Annotated in this window: 15 protein-coding genes; 9 read left to right on the top strand and 6 right to left on the bottom strand. The window is 67.6% G+C overall.

Features of this window, described 5'->3' with window-relative positions:
* The first annotated feature begins 5 nt into the window (after positions 1 to 5).
* The 5 genes from A5648_RS20650 to A5648_RS20630 are packed head-to-tail and all read left to right on the top strand — an operon-like array spanning position 6 to position 5,403.
* Positions 6 to 809 (top strand): sugar phosphate isomerase/epimerase family protein, encoded by an 804-nt coding sequence (locus tag A5648_RS20650; protein WP_065026361.1) that lies wholly within the window; start codon positions 6 to 8, stop codon positions 807 to 809.
* A 16-nt stretch (positions 810 to 825) separates the two neighbouring features.
* A complete protein-coding gene (locus tag A5648_RS20645; RefSeq protein ID WP_065026343.1) occupies positions 826 to 2,034 on the top strand; it encodes a DUF1214 domain-containing protein in 1,209 nt (402 codons plus the stop codon).
* Positions 2,035 to 2,085: 51 nt separating this feature from the next.
* Complete coding sequence (locus A5648_RS20640) at positions 2,086 to 3,303, top strand: acetyl-CoA C-acetyltransferase (protein WP_267887842.1); 1,218 nt, start codon at positions 2,086 to 2,088, stop codon at positions 3,301 to 3,303.
* Positions 3,300 to 4,088 (top strand): enoyl-CoA hydratase/isomerase family protein, encoded by a 789-nt coding sequence (locus tag A5648_RS20635; RefSeq protein ID WP_065026342.1) that lies wholly within the window; start codon positions 3,300 to 3,302, stop codon positions 4,086 to 4,088. The genes A5648_RS20640 and A5648_RS20635 overlap by 4 nt, the downstream gene beginning before the upstream one ends.
* A gap of 16 nt (positions 4,089 to 4,104) precedes the next feature.
* A complete protein-coding gene (locus A5648_RS20630; RefSeq protein ID WP_065026341.1) occupies positions 4,105 to 5,403 on the top strand; it encodes an acyl-CoA dehydrogenase family protein in 1,299 nt (432 codons plus the stop codon).
* A 19-nt stretch (positions 5,404 to 5,422) separates the two neighbouring features.
* Here A5648_RS20630 and A5648_RS20625 read toward each other — a convergent pair whose 3' ends face one another.
* Genes A5648_RS20625 through A5648_RS20600 form a run of 6 tightly spaced genes read right to left on the bottom strand, consistent with a single transcriptional unit; the run spans position 5,423 to position 10,450 of the window.
* Positions 5,423 to 6,385: a phosphotransferase family protein gene (locus A5648_RS20625; protein WP_065026359.1), complete on the bottom strand. Its 963-nt coding sequence runs from the start codon at positions 6,383 to 6,385 to the stop codon at positions 5,423 to 5,425.
* Positions 6,382 to 7,167: an SDR family NAD(P)-dependent oxidoreductase gene (locus A5648_RS20620; protein WP_065026340.1), complete on the bottom strand. Its 786-nt coding sequence runs from the start codon at positions 7,165 to 7,167 to the stop codon at positions 6,382 to 6,384. Before A5648_RS20620 ends, A5648_RS20625 begins: the two co-directional genes overlap by 4 nt.
* Before the next feature lie 49 nt (positions 7,168 to 7,216).
* Positions 7,217 to 8,584 (bottom strand): cytochrome P450, encoded by a 1,368-nt coding sequence (locus A5648_RS20615; protein WP_065026339.1) that lies wholly within the window; start codon positions 8,582 to 8,584, stop codon positions 7,217 to 7,219.
* A gap of 15 nt (positions 8,585 to 8,599) precedes the next feature.
* Positions 8,600 to 8,806 (bottom strand): ferredoxin, encoded by a 207-nt coding sequence (locus A5648_RS20610; RefSeq protein ID WP_065026338.1) that lies wholly within the window; start codon positions 8,804 to 8,806, stop codon positions 8,600 to 8,602.
* A gap of 40 nt (positions 8,807 to 8,846) precedes the next feature.
* Positions 8,847 to 9,707: a mycofactocin-coupled SDR family oxidoreductase gene (locus A5648_RS20605; protein ID WP_065026337.1), complete on the bottom strand. Its 861-nt coding sequence runs from the start codon at positions 9,705 to 9,707 to the stop codon at positions 8,847 to 8,849.
* Positions 9,708 to 9,748: 41 nt separating this feature from the next.
* On the bottom strand, positions 9,749 to 10,450 hold the full coding sequence (locus A5648_RS20600; protein ID WP_065026358.1) for an SDR family NAD(P)-dependent oxidoreductase: 702 nt from the start codon (positions 10,448 to 10,450) through the stop codon (positions 9,749 to 9,751).
* 236 nt (positions 10,451 to 10,686) lie between these two features.
* Here A5648_RS20600 and A5648_RS20595 point away from each other — a divergent pair, with 236 nt between their 5' ends.
* From A5648_RS20595 to A5648_RS20580, 4 genes are read left to right on the top strand one after another with little or no spacing between them, the layout of a single operon-like run.
* Positions 10,687 to 12,201, top strand: a complete 1,515-nt coding sequence (locus A5648_RS20595; protein ID WP_065026336.1) for an aldehyde dehydrogenase family protein — start codon at positions 10,687 to 10,689, stop codon at positions 12,199 to 12,201.
* On the top strand, positions 12,198 to 13,403 hold the full coding sequence (locus A5648_RS20590; protein WP_065026335.1) for a CaiB/BaiF CoA transferase family protein: 1,206 nt from the start codon (positions 12,198 to 12,200) through the stop codon (positions 13,401 to 13,403). The genes A5648_RS20595 and A5648_RS20590 overlap by 4 nt, the downstream gene beginning before the upstream one ends.
* Before the next feature lie 16 nt (positions 13,404 to 13,419).
* The gene (locus A5648_RS20585) at positions 13,420 to 14,679 is read left to right on the top strand and encodes a Zn-ribbon domain-containing OB-fold protein (RefSeq protein WP_065026334.1); all 1,260 of its coding nucleotides are present in this window, start codon (positions 13,420 to 13,422) and stop codon (positions 14,677 to 14,679) included.
* Positions 14,667 to 15,839 carry a thiolase C-terminal domain-containing protein gene (locus A5648_RS20580; protein WP_065026333.1) on the top strand — a complete coding sequence of 391 codons (1,173 nt, stop codon included), beginning with the start codon at positions 14,667 to 14,669 and terminating at the stop codon, positions 15,837 to 15,839. The genes A5648_RS20585 and A5648_RS20580 overlap by 13 nt, the downstream gene beginning before the upstream one ends.
* Positions 15,840 to 15,847: the final 8 nt, after the last annotated feature.

The following is a 15,847-nucleotide window of genomic DNA, read 5'->3' as shown; positions in this document are numbered from 1 at the left end:
TGGCGATGCACGAGCGGCTGTCGGTGCACAACGTCACCTTCCTGGGTGCGAGTCCCGCCGAGCTGCGCGGTTTTTGGGAAACGCTCGGTGTGCGGCGCCTGAGCATCCTGGACAGCCAACTGCTCGATCGCGGCTTCACCGGTCTGGTCACCGCCGGCGACTACCGCATCGAGGCGGTCTATCACCTGTTCGGCGGTGGCCGGGTACCGGCGGATGCCGAGCAGATCCGCACCGCCCGAACAGAGCTGGCGCGGCTGATCGACGCCGCCGCAGCCGCTCGGGCCCGGTGCATCTACCTGCTCACCGGCGGCCGCGGCCCACTCACCTGGGAGCAGGCCGCCGAGCGCTTCAGCGCCGCAATCGAACCTTGTGCGAGGCGCGCGGAAGCGGCCGGCGTCGACCTGGCGGTCGAGAATGCGTCCAGCCTGTACGCCGATCTTCATCTGGGACACACTCTGCGCGACACGATCACCCTTGCCGAGATGGCAGGCCTGGGCATCTGTGTGGACCTGTTTCACTGCTGGGCCGAAGCCGGGCTGAGCGAGCTGATGGCACGGGCGCTGCCCCGGACCCGGCTGATCCAACTGAGCGACTACGTGCTCGGCGATCGCGCGCTTCCGGCCCGCGCCGTCCCCGGCGACGGCGCGATCCCGATCCGGCCGGTGCTGGCGCAGGCATTGGCCGCCGGCTACCCGTTCGGGTTCGACCTCGAACTGCTCGGGCCGCGCATCGACCGCGAAGGACCGCTGGCCGCCGCGCAGCGGGCCGGGACAACAGTCACCGCGATGCTCGCCGAACTGGGCTGCTGAGGAAGGAGTTTCGACGATGGCTTTCGGCGACGGTCCCGACGATGCGGCGCTCGATGCGGCGTGGCGCCGGTTCTGCGACCAGCTGAAAGCGGCCGGCCGGCAATCCTTCAAGGACTACAACGCGACCGCTGGCGTGCAGCGAGCCGACGCGTTCCGCTTCCTCACCCAGAATCTCGGGCAGGCGTTCGACCTGGCGCTGGAGACCCGCGACACCCGCTACCCGACGCTGCACACCTTCTGCAACCCGACCCGCAAGCTGGGCGGCGACTGCGCCGACTTCACCTACCAGCAAGCCTGGATCGACGGCGAATCCACCTACCGGGTCAGCGGGACCCGCGGCACCGCACCGTTTTTCAATATGACCGTGCAGGGGCGCCGGCCCCCGGGCCCTGGCGTCCTCCACGAGCCGTTCGGCGATGTACCGGAAGCCAACCTCTTCGGCCACCAGCTGACCGCGGAACCGGACGGCACCTTCGAGCTCTACCTCGGTGGAACCGAACGTGGGCCGAACTGGCTGCCGACCACTCCGGAGACGCGAAAACTATTCATCCGTCAGGGTTTCGATCGCTGGGATGAGCAGCCCGCGCGCCTGTGCATCGAGCGGGTGGACATGACCGCACCGAAACCGGTCCCCGGCCCCGAGGCGTTGATCGAAGCGATGGGATGGGCGGCGGAGTTCATCACCGGGGCGATGGCCGACTGGCCCGAGTTCCCCTTCACGTACGGCGGAGTCGACGCGACACGCCCGAACCGATTCCCGGAGATCACCACCACGGACGCGGACGCCAAACGCGGTCGTGCGGCCGCCAACATGTACTGGGAGCTGGCGCCGGATGAGGCGCTGGTGGTCGAGTTCGACGCCCACGAAGGACTGTGGATGGTGACGAACATGGGCGTGTTCTTCACCAGCATGGACTTCTTGTACCGGCCGGTGAGCTACACCCCGAGCCGCGCCTCGGTTGACCCCGACGGCAAGGTGCGCCTGGTGCTGGCGCATCGGGACCCGGGCGTGCGCAACTGGCTCGACACGCAGGGTTTCGAACGCGGCAACCTCACCTACCGGCACATGCTGGCCGGTCACCCGGTGCCGCTGGAAACCCGGCTGGTCAGACATGCCGATCTCGCTGCGGTATTGCCCCGCGAGACCGCGCGGGTCACGGTGGCCGAGCGCCGCGCACTGATGTGGGAGCGCTTCAACGGTATTCGCACTAGGTTTCCGCTGTGAGGGCGCGAGCCTGCGTTTCAGAGAAGGGATTCGGAGAGCGTGGATGCACTAATCGTTGACGCGGTGCGCACACCGCGTGGTCGGGGCCGTCCCGACGGCGCGCTGCACGGTGTTCATCCCCAGGACCTGCTGGGGCAATGCCTCACCGCGGCCGCCGACCGGGTGGGCTTCGATCCGACCGACGTCGACGACGTGATCGCCGGCAACGGCATCATGGCCGGTGATCACGGGGACGACATAGCCCGATTGGCGCTGCTGCTGGCCGGCTGGCCGGAGACCGTGCCGGGAATGACGCTGAACCGGTTCTGCGGATCGGGCCAGCAGGCCATCACCGTGGCCGCCGCCGGGATCGCCGCCGGGCAGCAGGACCTGGTCGTGGCGGGCGGCGTCGAATCGATGTCTCGGTGGGATGTCACCGTCGGCGTACCGACCATCGACGGCGCCAACCCCTCCTTTCGCGCGATGTACCCGACGGTTCCGCAAGGGGTTTCGGCGGATCTGATCGCGTCGCTGGAAGGTTTCACCCGAGCCGACGTGGATGCTTTCGCCGCGTCAAGCCAGCAACGCGCGGCCGAGGCCATCGCGGCGGGATACTTCGACAAGTCGCTGATCGCCGTCCGCTCAGAGTCCGGTGAGATCATCGCCGGTATCGACGAACACCCGCGGCCGGGAACAACCGCGGACAAACTCGCGACGCTACGGCCGGCGTTCGAGCAGGCCGGCAGCGCCCGAGTCCCCGGCGAGCAGCTGAGCTTCGACGAGATCTGCCTGAACCGCTACCCCGGAATCGACCGGATCGACCACGTTCACCACGCCGGGAACTCGTCGGGTGTTGTCGATGGCGCCGCCGTGGCGGTGATCGCTTCGCCCAGTTGGGCGAACGCGCACGGCATTGCACCGCGTGCCCGGATCCGTGCCACCGCGGCGATCGGCAGCGAGCCGATCATCATGCTCACCGCACCGGGCCCCGCGGCGCAGCGATGCCTGGCCAAGGCGGGAATGGATGTCGCAGACATCGATCTGTGGGAGATCAACGAGGCGTTCGCCGCGGTGCCGCTCAAGACGATTCGCGATCTGGGCCTGGATCCGGAACGGGTCAACGTCAACGGCGGCGCCATCGCGCTGGGGCATCCGATCGGCGCGACCGGCGCCATCCTGATCGGCACGGTGCTCGACGAGCTGGAGCGCCGCGACCTGGCCACCGGTCTGGTCACCATGTGCACCGGTGCCGGCATGGGCACCGCGACGATCATCGAGCGAATCCGATGACGCCCACAGCCGAAACCCTCGATATCGAGTCCCCGGCTCCCGGTGTGCGGGTCCTGCGTTTGAATCGCCCGAGCCGGCTCAATGCCGTCAACGAGACCATGCGCGACGAGATCACGGCAACACTGGCGAACATCGCCGCCGATGCAGCGGTGAAGGCGGTCGTGGTCACCGGGACGGGCCGAGGATTCTGTTCCGGTATCGATATGCGCGACTTCGGGCCGGGGATGCTCGACGCCGATGATCCGGCGATCGACCGGCTGCGCTTCCAGGAGGCCATGGCCGGCTTGGCGCACGCGATCCACGCCCTGCCGCAGCCGGTGATCGCCGCGGTCAACGGGCCGTGCGTGGGAGCCGGCCTGGCGATGTGCCTGGCGGCCGATATCCGGCTGTGTTCCACCGCCGCAACGTTCGGCAACGCCGCGATCCTGCTCGGGCTCTCCGGGGCGGAGATGGGCATGAGCTATCACCTGCCCCGGATCGTCGGCGCCTCGGTCGCGGCGGATTGGATGCTCACCGGGCGCACCGTGTCGGCGGAGGAGGCCGATCGGCGCGGGCTGGTGAGTCAACTGGTCGGGCCGGATGAGCTGATGGACCGGGCGCTGGAAATCGCCGGGCACGTAGCCGGATTGGCGCCGTTGGGAGTGCAGCTGACCAAGCGGGCCCTGCAGGTCAATATCGATGCCGGCGGGCTGGGCGCGGCACTGGAACTGGAGAACCGCAACCAGGTCCTCAGCCACGCCACCGAGGATGCGGGTGCCCGTCGCAGTAAATGGACACAGCAGTAGCGAAAGGATTGATTCAGTGGCATGGGATTTCTCCACGGACCCGGAGTGGGCGGAGCAACTGGAGTGGGTGAACGAATTCGTCCGTGCGGAATGCGAGCCGATCGACCTGATCGTCAAGGAATCCCATGACCTCAACGACCCGGTGCGCCAGGCGCTGATTCCGCCGCTGCAAGAAATCGTCAAGGAGCGCGGGCTGTGGGCCACCCACCTGGGTCCGCACCTCGGCGGCCCGGGCTACGGCCAGGTCAAGTTGGCTCTGCTCAACGAGATCCTCGGCCGCTCGGAATGCGCGCCCATCGTGTTCGGTTCGCAGGCGCCCGATTCGGGCAACAGCGAGATCTTGGCGCACTACGGCACCCCGGAACTCAAGACCCGCTACCTGGAACCGCTTCTGGAAAACCGCATCATCTCCTGCTTCTCGATGACCGAACCCCAGGGCGGCGCCGACCCCAAGGTGTTCACCACCGCCGCGGTCCCCGACGGGGACCACTGGGTGATCAACGGCGAGAAATGGTATTCGTCGTTCGCGTCGATGGCGTCGTTTCTGATCGTGATGGCCGTGACGGATCCGGACGCACCGCCCTACCAACGGCATTCGATGTTCGTGGTGCCGTCCGAAACGCCGGGAATCAACGTGCTGCGCGACGTCGGACTGGGCTACCAGCCGCTCGGCGGTGGGGGACGAGAGGGCTACGTCCGCTACGAGAACGTCCGGGTGCCGGCAGATCACATGCTCGGGCCGCGCGGTGGAGCGTTCGCAGTGGCACAGACCCGGCTGGGCGGCGGTCGCATCCACCACGCGATGCGCACCGTGGGGCTGGTCCGGCGGATCTTCGACATGTTGTGCGAACGGGCGGTCTCGCGCCACACCCAAGGCGAATCGCTGAGCCGCAAGCAGCTGGTCCAGGAGATGGTCGCCGACTCGTGGATGGAGATCGAGGCGTTCCGCCTGCTCACCCTGCAGACGGCGTGGAAGATCGATCAACACAACGATTATCGCGCGGTGCGCGCCGATATCTCCGCGGTCAAGGCGATGATGCAGAAGGTGCTGCATGATGTCTCGGCTCGGGCACTGCAGATCCACGGTTCGCTCGGCACCTCGCACGAGATGCCGTTCGTCCAGTATCTGACCGAGTCCTTCGTGCTGGGTCTGGCCGACGGGCCCACCGAGGTGCACAAGGTGACGCTGGCGCGGCTGCTGCTCGCCGACACCACGCCGGCACCGGACGTCTTCCCCAGCGAGCACCTGCTGCGGCTGCGGGCAGCCGCTGAAGCCAAGTTCGCGGACAAACTCGCCGGCATCCCGCGCGAATAGCGCTGCGCTGGAAGCCCACTCAGCACGCAAGGTGTTGCAGAGCCCTGCCCAGCAGCCGTGGCAGCGCCGCGGCCATCTGCTCGAGCTCCTGGTCCGGTGTCGTGCGGCGACGGTTGTGTTTGACGATCAACGACCAGGTCGCCGTCGATTTGAAACAGGCCAGTGCCTGAAACCAGCCCAGATCGGGGATGCTGCGCCCCAAGGCGCGCCGGTAGTGCGCGGCCAGCTCGGGCACCGGGGGAGTCAGCCCGCGGTACGGCGTGGCCCGGCCGTAGGTGCCCGGGTCGGCGTTGATCAGGAACCAGCCCAGATCGACGCGCGGATCGCCTACCGACCAGATCTCCCAGTCGACGACGGCGGTGATCCGCCCGCCGACGGACAGCAGATTGCCCAATCGGAAGTCGCCGTGCACGAGTGCCGGCGTGCTGGCGGCCGGAGTCGTCGAGCGCAACGTCGCGGCGACGTGCTGCCAATCCGGCACCAGTTCCTCCGGCACAGTGGCCAGGCTGCGGCACCACTTGTCGAGTTCGGCCCCCGGCGCCACCACAGGCTCATCGCCCAGCCCGAGTTCAGCCGGGACCAGCCGATGCAGTGCCGCCAGCAGCTGCGCGGCGTGCTGAAACCGTTGCGCGATCACCTCAGCGGGACCCGCGTCGACGGCATCGAAGAGCGGCTCGGCCGCCGCACCATCGATGAAGGACATCACGAACAGCGGCGGTACTTCCGGTGGCTCGCCGTGGTCTTCGGCGACGATCTCGGGCACCGGTACTGCCGTGCCCGCGAGAGTGCGGAGAATCCTGGCCTGGCGCAACACGTCACGGTGGCCGACCGGCGGCAGGCCGGGTGGGGCGACTTTGACGACGACCCGGCGTCCGGCGAGCGCACCGGCGAACGTCAGGCTCGACGCCCCGCCGGCCAGCGCCCCCAGATCCGAGATAGGAGCGAGCCGCTGCCGCAGCCCGGCGAGAACATCGGCACTCAGCTCAGCGCGCCCATCTCGCGCAAGAACGACTGGGTGTGCGCGATGCGGCCGGTCATGGTGACCGGGTCGGCGGTGCACAGCAGCAGGGCCGTACGGGTGATCAGTTCGATGTCCTCGGTATCCGTTTTCGCCAGGTCGAGGCTCCCGGCTCCGGGAGTGGCCACCGGGTTGGTGGGGGCTGCGGCGTTGACCGCGATGCCGTCGTCGAACAGTTCGGCCGCAAGACTTTTCGTCAGTCGGTTCAAGGCGGCCTTGGCCATCCCGTAGATCCCGAAGCCAGCGGTGCGGTCGAACTCGGAGAACGGCGGGCCGGAAGGCAAGTCCCCACCCACCGAGGTGATGTTGAGGATCCAGCCTCGGCCGCGTTCGCGCATGCCGGGGATCGCGAGTTGCGCCAGATGCAAGGGTGCCAGCACGTGCATGTCCAGCATCAGCTGAATTCGCCGCTCGGGAAAGGTGTCCAGCGGGCGCAGAAACGTCACGGCGGCGTTGTTGACCAGGATGTCGGGCGGGCCGACCTGGGCCACTGTCTCGGCGAACAGCCGCTCGCGGTCGGCGGCCTTGGACAAGTCTGCGGCGATAGCGATCGCGGTACCGCCGCGGCCGGAGATCTCATCCTGGGTTTGCGCCAGCGAACCGTCGTACTTGGGATCGGGTTGAGCGGTTCGGGCGGTCAGCACCACCGTCGCGCCTTCGTCGGCCAGGCGCTGGGCGATCGCTTTGCCCAGACCCCGACTGCACCCCGTGACCAGAGCCACCTTCCCGGAGCACCGTGTCGTCACCGCCGCCTACGCCCTTCGTGCGTCATGAAAAATTCTCGTGGCCGAGGATTCAGTCGAGAACGACGGCTTCCTTGCGCTCGGTGATCGGCAGGGCGCACTGCTGCTCGTCGCAGATCCGCTGCAGGTTCTCCAAGGTCTCCTCCAGCCCCGGCCCGATCCGCTTGCCCGGGGTGAATGTCGCGGGCAGGTGCCGCATGCCCTGGATGACGCCGATGGTGTCGTAGTGCACGGTGCCCTCCGGGTCGCAGCGGTAGTCGGGCATCCGGTCCAGGACCGCGGTCAGCATCGACTTGAACACGGTGCGGGCCACATTGGAGCCGATGCAGCGGTGCACACCGAGGCCGAAGCTGAAGTGCCGGTTCCCTTTACGATCGATGATGATGCTGTGGGGGTCCTCGAATATCGAGGGGTCGCGGTTGGCCATCGCCCAGGACAGCCAGAGTCGCTCACCCTCCTTGAACGCGGTGCCCTCCACCTCGACGTCTTCGGAAAAGGTGCGCCCGTCGCCGGCGGCGGGGGTGAAGTAACGGAGGAACTCCTCGGTGGCGGGGTCCAGCAGGGTGTCGCGTTTGGTGCTGAGCAACTCCCGCTGGTCGGGGTTCTCCGAAAGCCATTCCAGCGAGTGAGCGGTGAGCGCCGTCGTGGTGTCGAAACCGCCGCCGATGACCAGTCCCACCATGCCGAGCGCGTCGATGTCGGGAACCGGTTCGCCGTCGATCCGGGCGGTGGCCAGTGCATTGACGATGCCCGGACGCGGGTTCTCTTTGATCTCAAAGTAATTGGTGAGAAGGTCGATGCCCATCTGCCGGTGCAGTTCGGCGACCCGCACCGAGTCGGGGTCGTGCTCGGGCGTGTAGACCGCCGCGTGGACCGGTTCGCAGTAGATCGTCCAGTTCTTCAGCGGGATGCCGAGCATCGCCAGCGTGAACACCGCGGGCGCGATGTTGGCCAGGTCATCGACGAAGTCGATGCGGCCTTCCTCGATCCTCTCGTTGATACAGGCGCGCACGATGTCGTCGATGAAGGGTTCCCAGCGCTTGATGGCGGCCGGGGACAGGTACGGGTTGACCACGTTGCGGTAGAAGCGGTGTTCTTCGCCGTCCATTTCCAGCATGCCGCCACGTACCCCGACGGCTCGTTTGGCCGGCGGGATGGAGATCCCTTTGTAGCCCTTGCGTTCGTTGTTGACGTCGTGGTCGTTGGAGACATGCGGGCACCGGGCCAGTTCGAAGACTTCCTGCGCGCCGGCCGCGACCCAGTGGCCGTCGTACGTCTCGCTCCACGCCATCGGGCACTTGGCGTGCATCTCTTCGGTGATGGACTGGAAGTTCAGCCGATACTCCGAGGTGTGCCGGTCGAAGTGGTACGCCCGTTCCTTCTTGTGGGCACTGTTGGTGACGGCTTCGTTGATGCTCAAGGCATTGCTCCCTTGTTACTGACTGGCGTCGTCCGTGAGGATGATGGCCTGCTCCGGGCATGACCGGGCCGCTTCACGTACCAGGTCTTGTTGGTCGGCGGGGACGACCTCATTTGCCGCCGTGGAGTGACCGTCGATGTCGTCGAGGTCGAAGGAATCCGGCGCGATCATCTTGCACAGGCCGTGGCCCTGACAGCGCTCCGGGTCAACCCAAACTTTCATGCTGCTCCTATCGAACGTGCCGAATTTCCCAGCGCCGCAATCAGACGTGGTAGTCGTACCACTTGAGGTATCCGCCTGCGTCGACCCGCAACTGCATCCCGGTGACGTAGCGGGCCTCTTCGGAGGCGAGCCAGAGCACCGCGTTGGAGATGTCCTCGGGTTCGATGAACGGGACCTTCATCGCCTGCTGCACGTAGAACACCGGTTCGGCGTCGGTGCGGGTCGGGTGCTCCAGGTCCGGGCGGAAGGACCGGTACATCGGCTCGCTCTGCAACATGTCGGTGTTGCAGTTTGTCGGGTGGATGACGTTGGCGCGGATACCGCGCACCGCCAGCTCGGTGGCCAGATCGTGAACGTACTGCGCCATAAGGCGTTTGGAGGTCATGTAGGCCATGCCGCCCGGGTCGTTACCGGGATTGGCCTTCTGGTGGGCGTCCATCAACGCCGCCGCCGAGGAGGTGGCGATGATCGACGCGCCCTCGCCCAGGTGGGGCAGTGCGACCTGGATGCCATTGATGGTGCCGACCAGGTTGGTGTTGATGACGTCGATCCAGGCCTGCAGGGGCGGATTTCCCTTCATGCCGGCCACACCGGCCTGCGCGACGACGATGTCGAGCTTGCCGAACTCGGCGATCCCGGCGTCCAGCGCGGTCTTCAGCGCTGCCGCGTCGCGCACATCGGCCTGCGCGGTGACGATGCCGCGACCGGTCTTCTCGACCAGCTTGGCGGTCTCCTCGAGGTCTTCGGGCCGTGCCATCGGATAGCCGATCGTCTCGATGTCCTGGCACAGGTCGACCGCGATGATGTCGGCGCCCTCCTCGGCCAGCCGCAGCGCGTGGCTGCGGCCCTGCCCACGGGCTGCCCCCGTGATGAATGCGACCTTTCCGGCAACGCGTCCCACAGCTGTTCCTTTCGTTATCGAATGCCTCGGTGCGGCGAATGTCAGGTGTTGCGACCGCCGTTGACGCCCAGGATCTGCCCGGTGATGTAGCCGGCCTCCTCGGAGATCAGGAAGGCGCACGCCGCGGCGATGTCTTCGGGTCTGCCCATCCGGCGCACTGGGGTCTTGGCGATGTTGTCCTCGATGTTGCCGAGGAACCCCTGGCGATCGGCGTTGCGCAGCATCGGGGTGTCGATGAAGCCCGGCGGCACGGCGTTGACGGTGATGCCGCTCGGCCCGTACTCCAGAGCCAGGGTCTTGGTGAGTCCGTTCACCGCGGACTTGGCCGCGACGTAGTGCGCCATATATGGGGTGCCGGAGTGCGTGCTCGACGAGGAGATGTTGACGATGCGTCCCCAGCCGGCCTCGACCATGTCGGGCAGCACCGCCTGGACGGTGTGGAAGACACCGTTGAGGTTGATGTCGATGATCTGCTGCCAGTCCTCGAAGCTGATGTGGCTGAACTTCTTGAAGCCGTCTTTTCCGGCGGCGTTGACCAGGATGGTGACCGGCCCCAGCTGTTGGCGGATCTGCGACAAGGCGGCGTCGATCTGTCCGCGGTCGGTGACGTCGGCGGCGAAGGCGAGATCCTGCTCGCCCGGCTTGAGGTCAATGACCGCCACCCGGTGCCCCTCGGCGCGCAAGCGGCTCACCACGGCCGCGCCGATGCCCGAGGCGCCTCCGGTCACTACAGCCGTTCTCACGAGGCCCGTCTCGCCCACAAAGAATCCCCTTTCCAAGGTGTGAGAATCGTACTCTCGTACAACTGTTTCTGGCAAGGCTCGGACGAACCGGCTCTCATCAGGGATGATGCGGAATCGCGGCGCTGAGGTGTCGCCCAGCGGTAGGGCTGACAGGTTTCCGACTCCGCTTGAGTTCTCCCTGACGAGATGTATGATTCGCCGCACATGAGAATGTAGTTACCCGGCGGGAGGCTTGCATGGGTTCGCAGGAAACGGCAGCGACCATCGCCGATGGTCCCGGCGGCGCGCAGGCCACCGAGCAGGTTGCCGCCCGGCAACTGCTGATCGACGGCAAGCTGGTGGGCGCCGACCGTACTTTCGCGTCGCTCAACCCGGCCACCGGGGAAGTCCTGGGCTACGCGCCCGACGCCGAGGTGGCGCAGGCCACCGCAGCCGTCGCGGCGGCGCGGCGCGCATTCGACACCGGCGACTGGGCCACCGACACCGCGCTGCGGATCCGCTGCCTGGACCAACTGCACACGGCTCTGGTCGAGCACCGCGACGAACTCGCCGCGCTCACCATCGCCGAGGTCGGAGCCACGGCGGCGCTGACCCAGGGCGCTCAGCTGGATCAGCCGATCGCGATCGTGCGCTACTACGCCGATCTGCTCCGCGACTATCCGTTGACCGAAGACCTCGGCAACGTCGAGAGTCGCGGGATGCTGCACCACCGCTGGGTGGAGAAAGAAGCCGCCGGCGTCGTCGCCGCGATCATCGCCTACAACTACCCCAACCAGCTGGCGCTGGCGAAGCTGGCCCCCGCGCTGGCCGCCGGTTGCACCCTGGTGCTCAAGGCCGCCCCCGACACCCCGCTGGTGACGTTGGCGCTCGGGGAGCTCATCGCCAACCACACCGACATCCCGGCCGGCGTCGTCAATGTGCTCAGCTCGTCAGACGCGCAGGTCGGCGCGGTGCTGACCACCGACCCGGACGTTGACATGGTCACCTTTACCGGATCCACCCCCACCGGGCGGGCGATCATGGCCGCCGCCAGCGAGACGCTCAAGCGGGTCTTCCTCGAACTCGGCGGCAAGTCCGCGGCGATCGTGCTCGACGACGCCGACTTCAACATGGCCGCGGTCTTCGCCTCGTTCTCGATGGTCACCCACGCCGGCCAGGGCTGTGCCCTGACGTCGCGGCTGCTGGTGCCCAATACCCATCACGACGAGATCGTCGAGTTGATCAAGACCAACTTCTCCCACGTGCGCTACGGCGACCCGACGAATCCGAAGACCTACATGGGCCCGCTGATCAGCGCCAAACAGCGCGACAAGGTCGACGGCATGGTGCAGCGCGCGGTCGCCGCGGGAGCCACCTTGGTGACCGGCGGCGAAAAGGTTGACCCCGGCTTCTTCTACACCCCCACGCTGCTCACAGGAGTCGACCCGGACAGCGAGATCGCCCAGGAAGAAGTCTTCGGGCCGGTGCTGACGGTGATCGCCTACGACGATGACGACGACGCGGTGCGGATCGCCAACAACTCGATCTACGGGCTGTCCGGCGCGGTCTTCGGCAGCCAGGATCGGGCGGTGGCGCTGGCCCGGCGGATCCGCACCGGAACGTTCTCCATCAACGGCGGCAACTACTTCAGTCCCGACGCCCCGTTCGGGGGATACAAGCAGTCCGGCATCGGCCGGGAGATGGGCGTCGCGGGGCTGGAGGAATTCCTGGAGAGCAAGACCTTCGCAGCGCCCGTGGGAGCCGCCGAATGAGGCCGCTGGAGGGCATCCGGGTGCTCGAGGTCGCGATGTACGGCTTCGTCCCGTCGGCCGGTGCGGTGCTGGCCGAATGGGGTGCCGAGGTCATCAAAGTCGAACACGCGGTCACCGGCGATCCACAGCGCGGGCTGCGGCAGACCGGCATGCTGCGGGTCGAGGGCGACCCCAACCCCAACATCGAGCACGCCAACCGCGGCAAGCGCAGCATCGGCCTGGACGTGTCGATACCGCAAGGCCGCGAAGTGTTGCTCGAATTGGCAAAGCGGGCAGACGTTTTCCTGACCAGTTTTCTGCCGGGCCACCGCAAGAAGTTCGCCATGGACGTCGAAGACATCCGCGCGGTCAACCCGAAGATCATCTACGCCCGCGGCAGCGCGCTGGGGCCCCGCGGCATCGAATCGGAAAAAGGCGGCTACGACATGACCGCCTTCTGGTGTCGCGCCGGTACCGCGGCCACCATCACCCCCCCCGGTATCGCGGGCATGATCGCACCGCCGGGGCCCGCCTACGGCGACACCATCTCCGGCACCAACCTCGCCGGCGGTATCGCGGCGGCACTGTTCAAGCGGGAGCGCACCGGTGAGCCCTCGGTCGTCGACGTCTCACTGCTGGGCAGCGGCCTGTGGGCCATGGGCCACACCGTCGCCTTGACCAGTCATCTGGGCGAGCGTCTGGTCCAACAGCCGCCCGGTGTGCACGGCTCGCCGATCAACCCGCTGGTCGGGGTCTACGCGACCGCCGACGAGCGCTACATCTCGTTTGTCATGATGCAGCCCACCAAGTTCTGGGCCGACGTGTGCCAACACATGGAACTCGACGCCTACATCGACGATCCGCGGTTCGCCACCGCGCAGTCGTTCGCCGAGCACACCCCGGCGGCCGTGGAGATCCTGCGCGAGGCGATGGCCAAGCGGACGCTGCCCGAGTGGAGTGAGCGCTTCGCCACGCTGGCCGGCCCGTGGGCGCCGGTCCAGGACACCCTGCAGGCCGCCCAGGACGCGCAGATCCGCGCCAACGACTACATCGTGCAGGCCGGCGAGCTCGAGTTGGTCGCCAACCCGGTCCAATTCGATGTCACCGCCGCGGAAACCGGCCCGGCCCCCGGCTTCGCCGAGCAGACCGACGAGATCCTGGCCGACCTCGGACTGGACTGGGACCGCATCATCGAGCTGAAGACCGTCGGCGCGGTCACCTGAGAAGTCTGGGATCGCGATGCCGTACGTAGCTTCGATTGGCACCTACCTGCCGTGCTGGGGAACCCCCCTGCGGCGGCTGGCCGGTGACGACGAGGACGCCATCACTTTGGCTGTCGAGGCCGGCCGCGCCGCGCTGGCCGCCGGCGGTGCGGTGGAACGGCTCGTGGTCGTGAGCCGCGATCTTCCGCTGACCGAGAGCAGCAACGCCGCGGTGCTGCTGGCGGGGTTGGGTCTGGATCCGGAACTGGAAGTGGTCGAACGACTCGGTGGTGCGCCCGCCGCACTCGACGCGTTGAGCTCGGCGCGGCCCCGGACCCTGGTCATCGGTGTCGATCTGGATCCTGCCGGCGGTTCAGCGAGGCTCGACGGAGGAGAGGCGAAGCTGGGACCGCCGCATGGGAGCGGCGCCGTGGCAGTACTCACCGCCGAGAGCGGACTGCGGGTGCGCACCGCGGCCCGGATCGCGCGCAGCCTGCCGGTGCGTACCCGCAATGCGGTCGGGGTGGTGCACGACTACGGTGACCCGCGGCTGCTGCACGAGCGCGGGGTGGTGACATCGCTGGCCCAGGCCTGGGCCGACACCCCGGTGATGCTGGCCGGTGTCGAGCACGAGCGCGCGGTCGCCCTGTGCAGCGGCGAGCCCGCGCCGCTGCCGACGACCGGCGCCAGCTCGGGGCTGTTCGCGTTGGCGGTGCTGGCCGAGACCCAGACCGAGGGACCGCTGGTCGCCGTCGAGCAGGCCAACCTGTCCGGTATCAATGTGGCCGGCGGCGAGGTCGCGATGCACCGTCGTGAACCGGTGGCCCGGCCGGTACCGCCGAGCGTGATGACGCCGGGAGCGGACCTGCCGATCTCACTGGCCGCCTACGAGCGGGCCTTCGAGGCCAAAGTGCGCTGGGAGGCGGGCAAGCACCCCGACAGCGACGAACTCGACTTCCCGCCCCGCTACCGGGTCGGCGACGACAGCACGCTGAGCACCGACTACGAGCTGGTGGAACTACCGCGCACCGGCACCGTCTACACCGAGGTCAGCGTGCACCTGCCGGTGCCCGGCCTGCGGACGCCCTACTCGCTGGTGATCGTCGAACTCGACGACGTGGCGGTCCGTGCGCTGGTGAAAGTGACCGGAGCCCCAGCCGGCAGCGCCTGGATCGGCGACCGCGGCCGTCTGGTGCTGCGCCGGATCGCGATGCGCTCCGGGGTGCCCGACTACGGCTACGCCTTCGAACCCTTCGACCCGGCGGATCAACCCGAGGCGGTCGCATGCGGCGCGTAGGAATCGTCGGCGCCGGTATGACGCCATTTCGGGAGCATTTCGCGCTGGGCATCAAGGACCTGTTGCCGATGGCCTTCGCCGAGTGCGCCGCCACCGTCGACAAGGGAATGGCCAAGACCGATGTCCAGGCGGCCTGGTTCGGGGCGCTGGGCACCACCGACGGGTTTCCGTCCGGGATCCTGGCCGACACCCTCGGGCTGCCGGACCTGCCGGTGACCCGGGTGGAGAACTCCTGCGCCACCGGCAACGACGCGGTCCGCAACGCACTGTTCGCGGTCGCCTCCGGGGCGGTGGACGTCGCCCTGGTCATCGGCGCGGACAAGCTGCGTGAGATCGCCACCAAGGACATGCTGTGGGCCTGGGAGGGGGCAGTGCGCGATATGGCGTGGGATTACCCGCTCGGCCTGGTCGCCCCCGCAGGTTTCGCCCTGCATCTGCAGCGTTACCTGCACGAATCGCCCGCCACCCGGGAACACCTGGCGATGGTGGCGGTAAAGAACCACCGGCACGGCGTGGCCAACCCCAAGGCGCGGCTGCGCTTCGAGATCACCCTCGAACAAGCCCTCGAGGCGCCCACGGTGGTGTCGCCGTTCGGGGTCTATGACTGTGCGCCGCAGAGCGATGGCGCCGCGGCGCTGGTGCTGGCCGCCGAGGAGGTGGTCGACCGCTTCACTGATCGACCGGTGTGGATCCGCGGCGTCGGCCTGGGGCTGGACTCGGTGATGCATCAGCACAAGCGCGACATGACCACGTTTCCGGCGACGGTGCGCGCCGCCAAGCAGGCGTTCGCCATGGCCGGATTGACGCCAGCCGACATCGACGTCGCGGAGGTGCACGACTATTTCACCGGGGTGGAGCTGATCAGCTACGAAGATCTCGGCTTCGCTGACCGGTTCGAGGCTTACAAGCTGCTGGAAACCGAGGCGACCAGCGTCGGGGGCGCGCTGCCGGTGAACCCCAGCGGAGGCTTGAAGTGCAAAGGCCACCCGCCGGGTGCCACCGGTGTGGGACAGTGCGTAGAACTCTTCGAGCAGTTGCGCGGTACGGCGGTCAATCAAGTCGATGGCGCCCGGATTGGCTTGGCGCACAACATCGGGGGGCCGACTGCGGTATCGGCGGTCACCATCGTGGAAAGGGGCGGCGGCGATGGATCACGCTGACGTCGCGG

Source organism: Mycolicibacter sinensis (genome assembly GCF_001673565.1).
GTDB classification, from domain to species: Bacteria; Actinomycetota; Actinomycetes; order Mycobacteriales; family Mycobacteriaceae; genus Mycobacterium; species Mycobacterium sinense_C.
The sequence above is the reverse complement of the archived record's forward strand: the minus strand, read 5'-3'. Positions and strand labels throughout refer to the sequence as shown.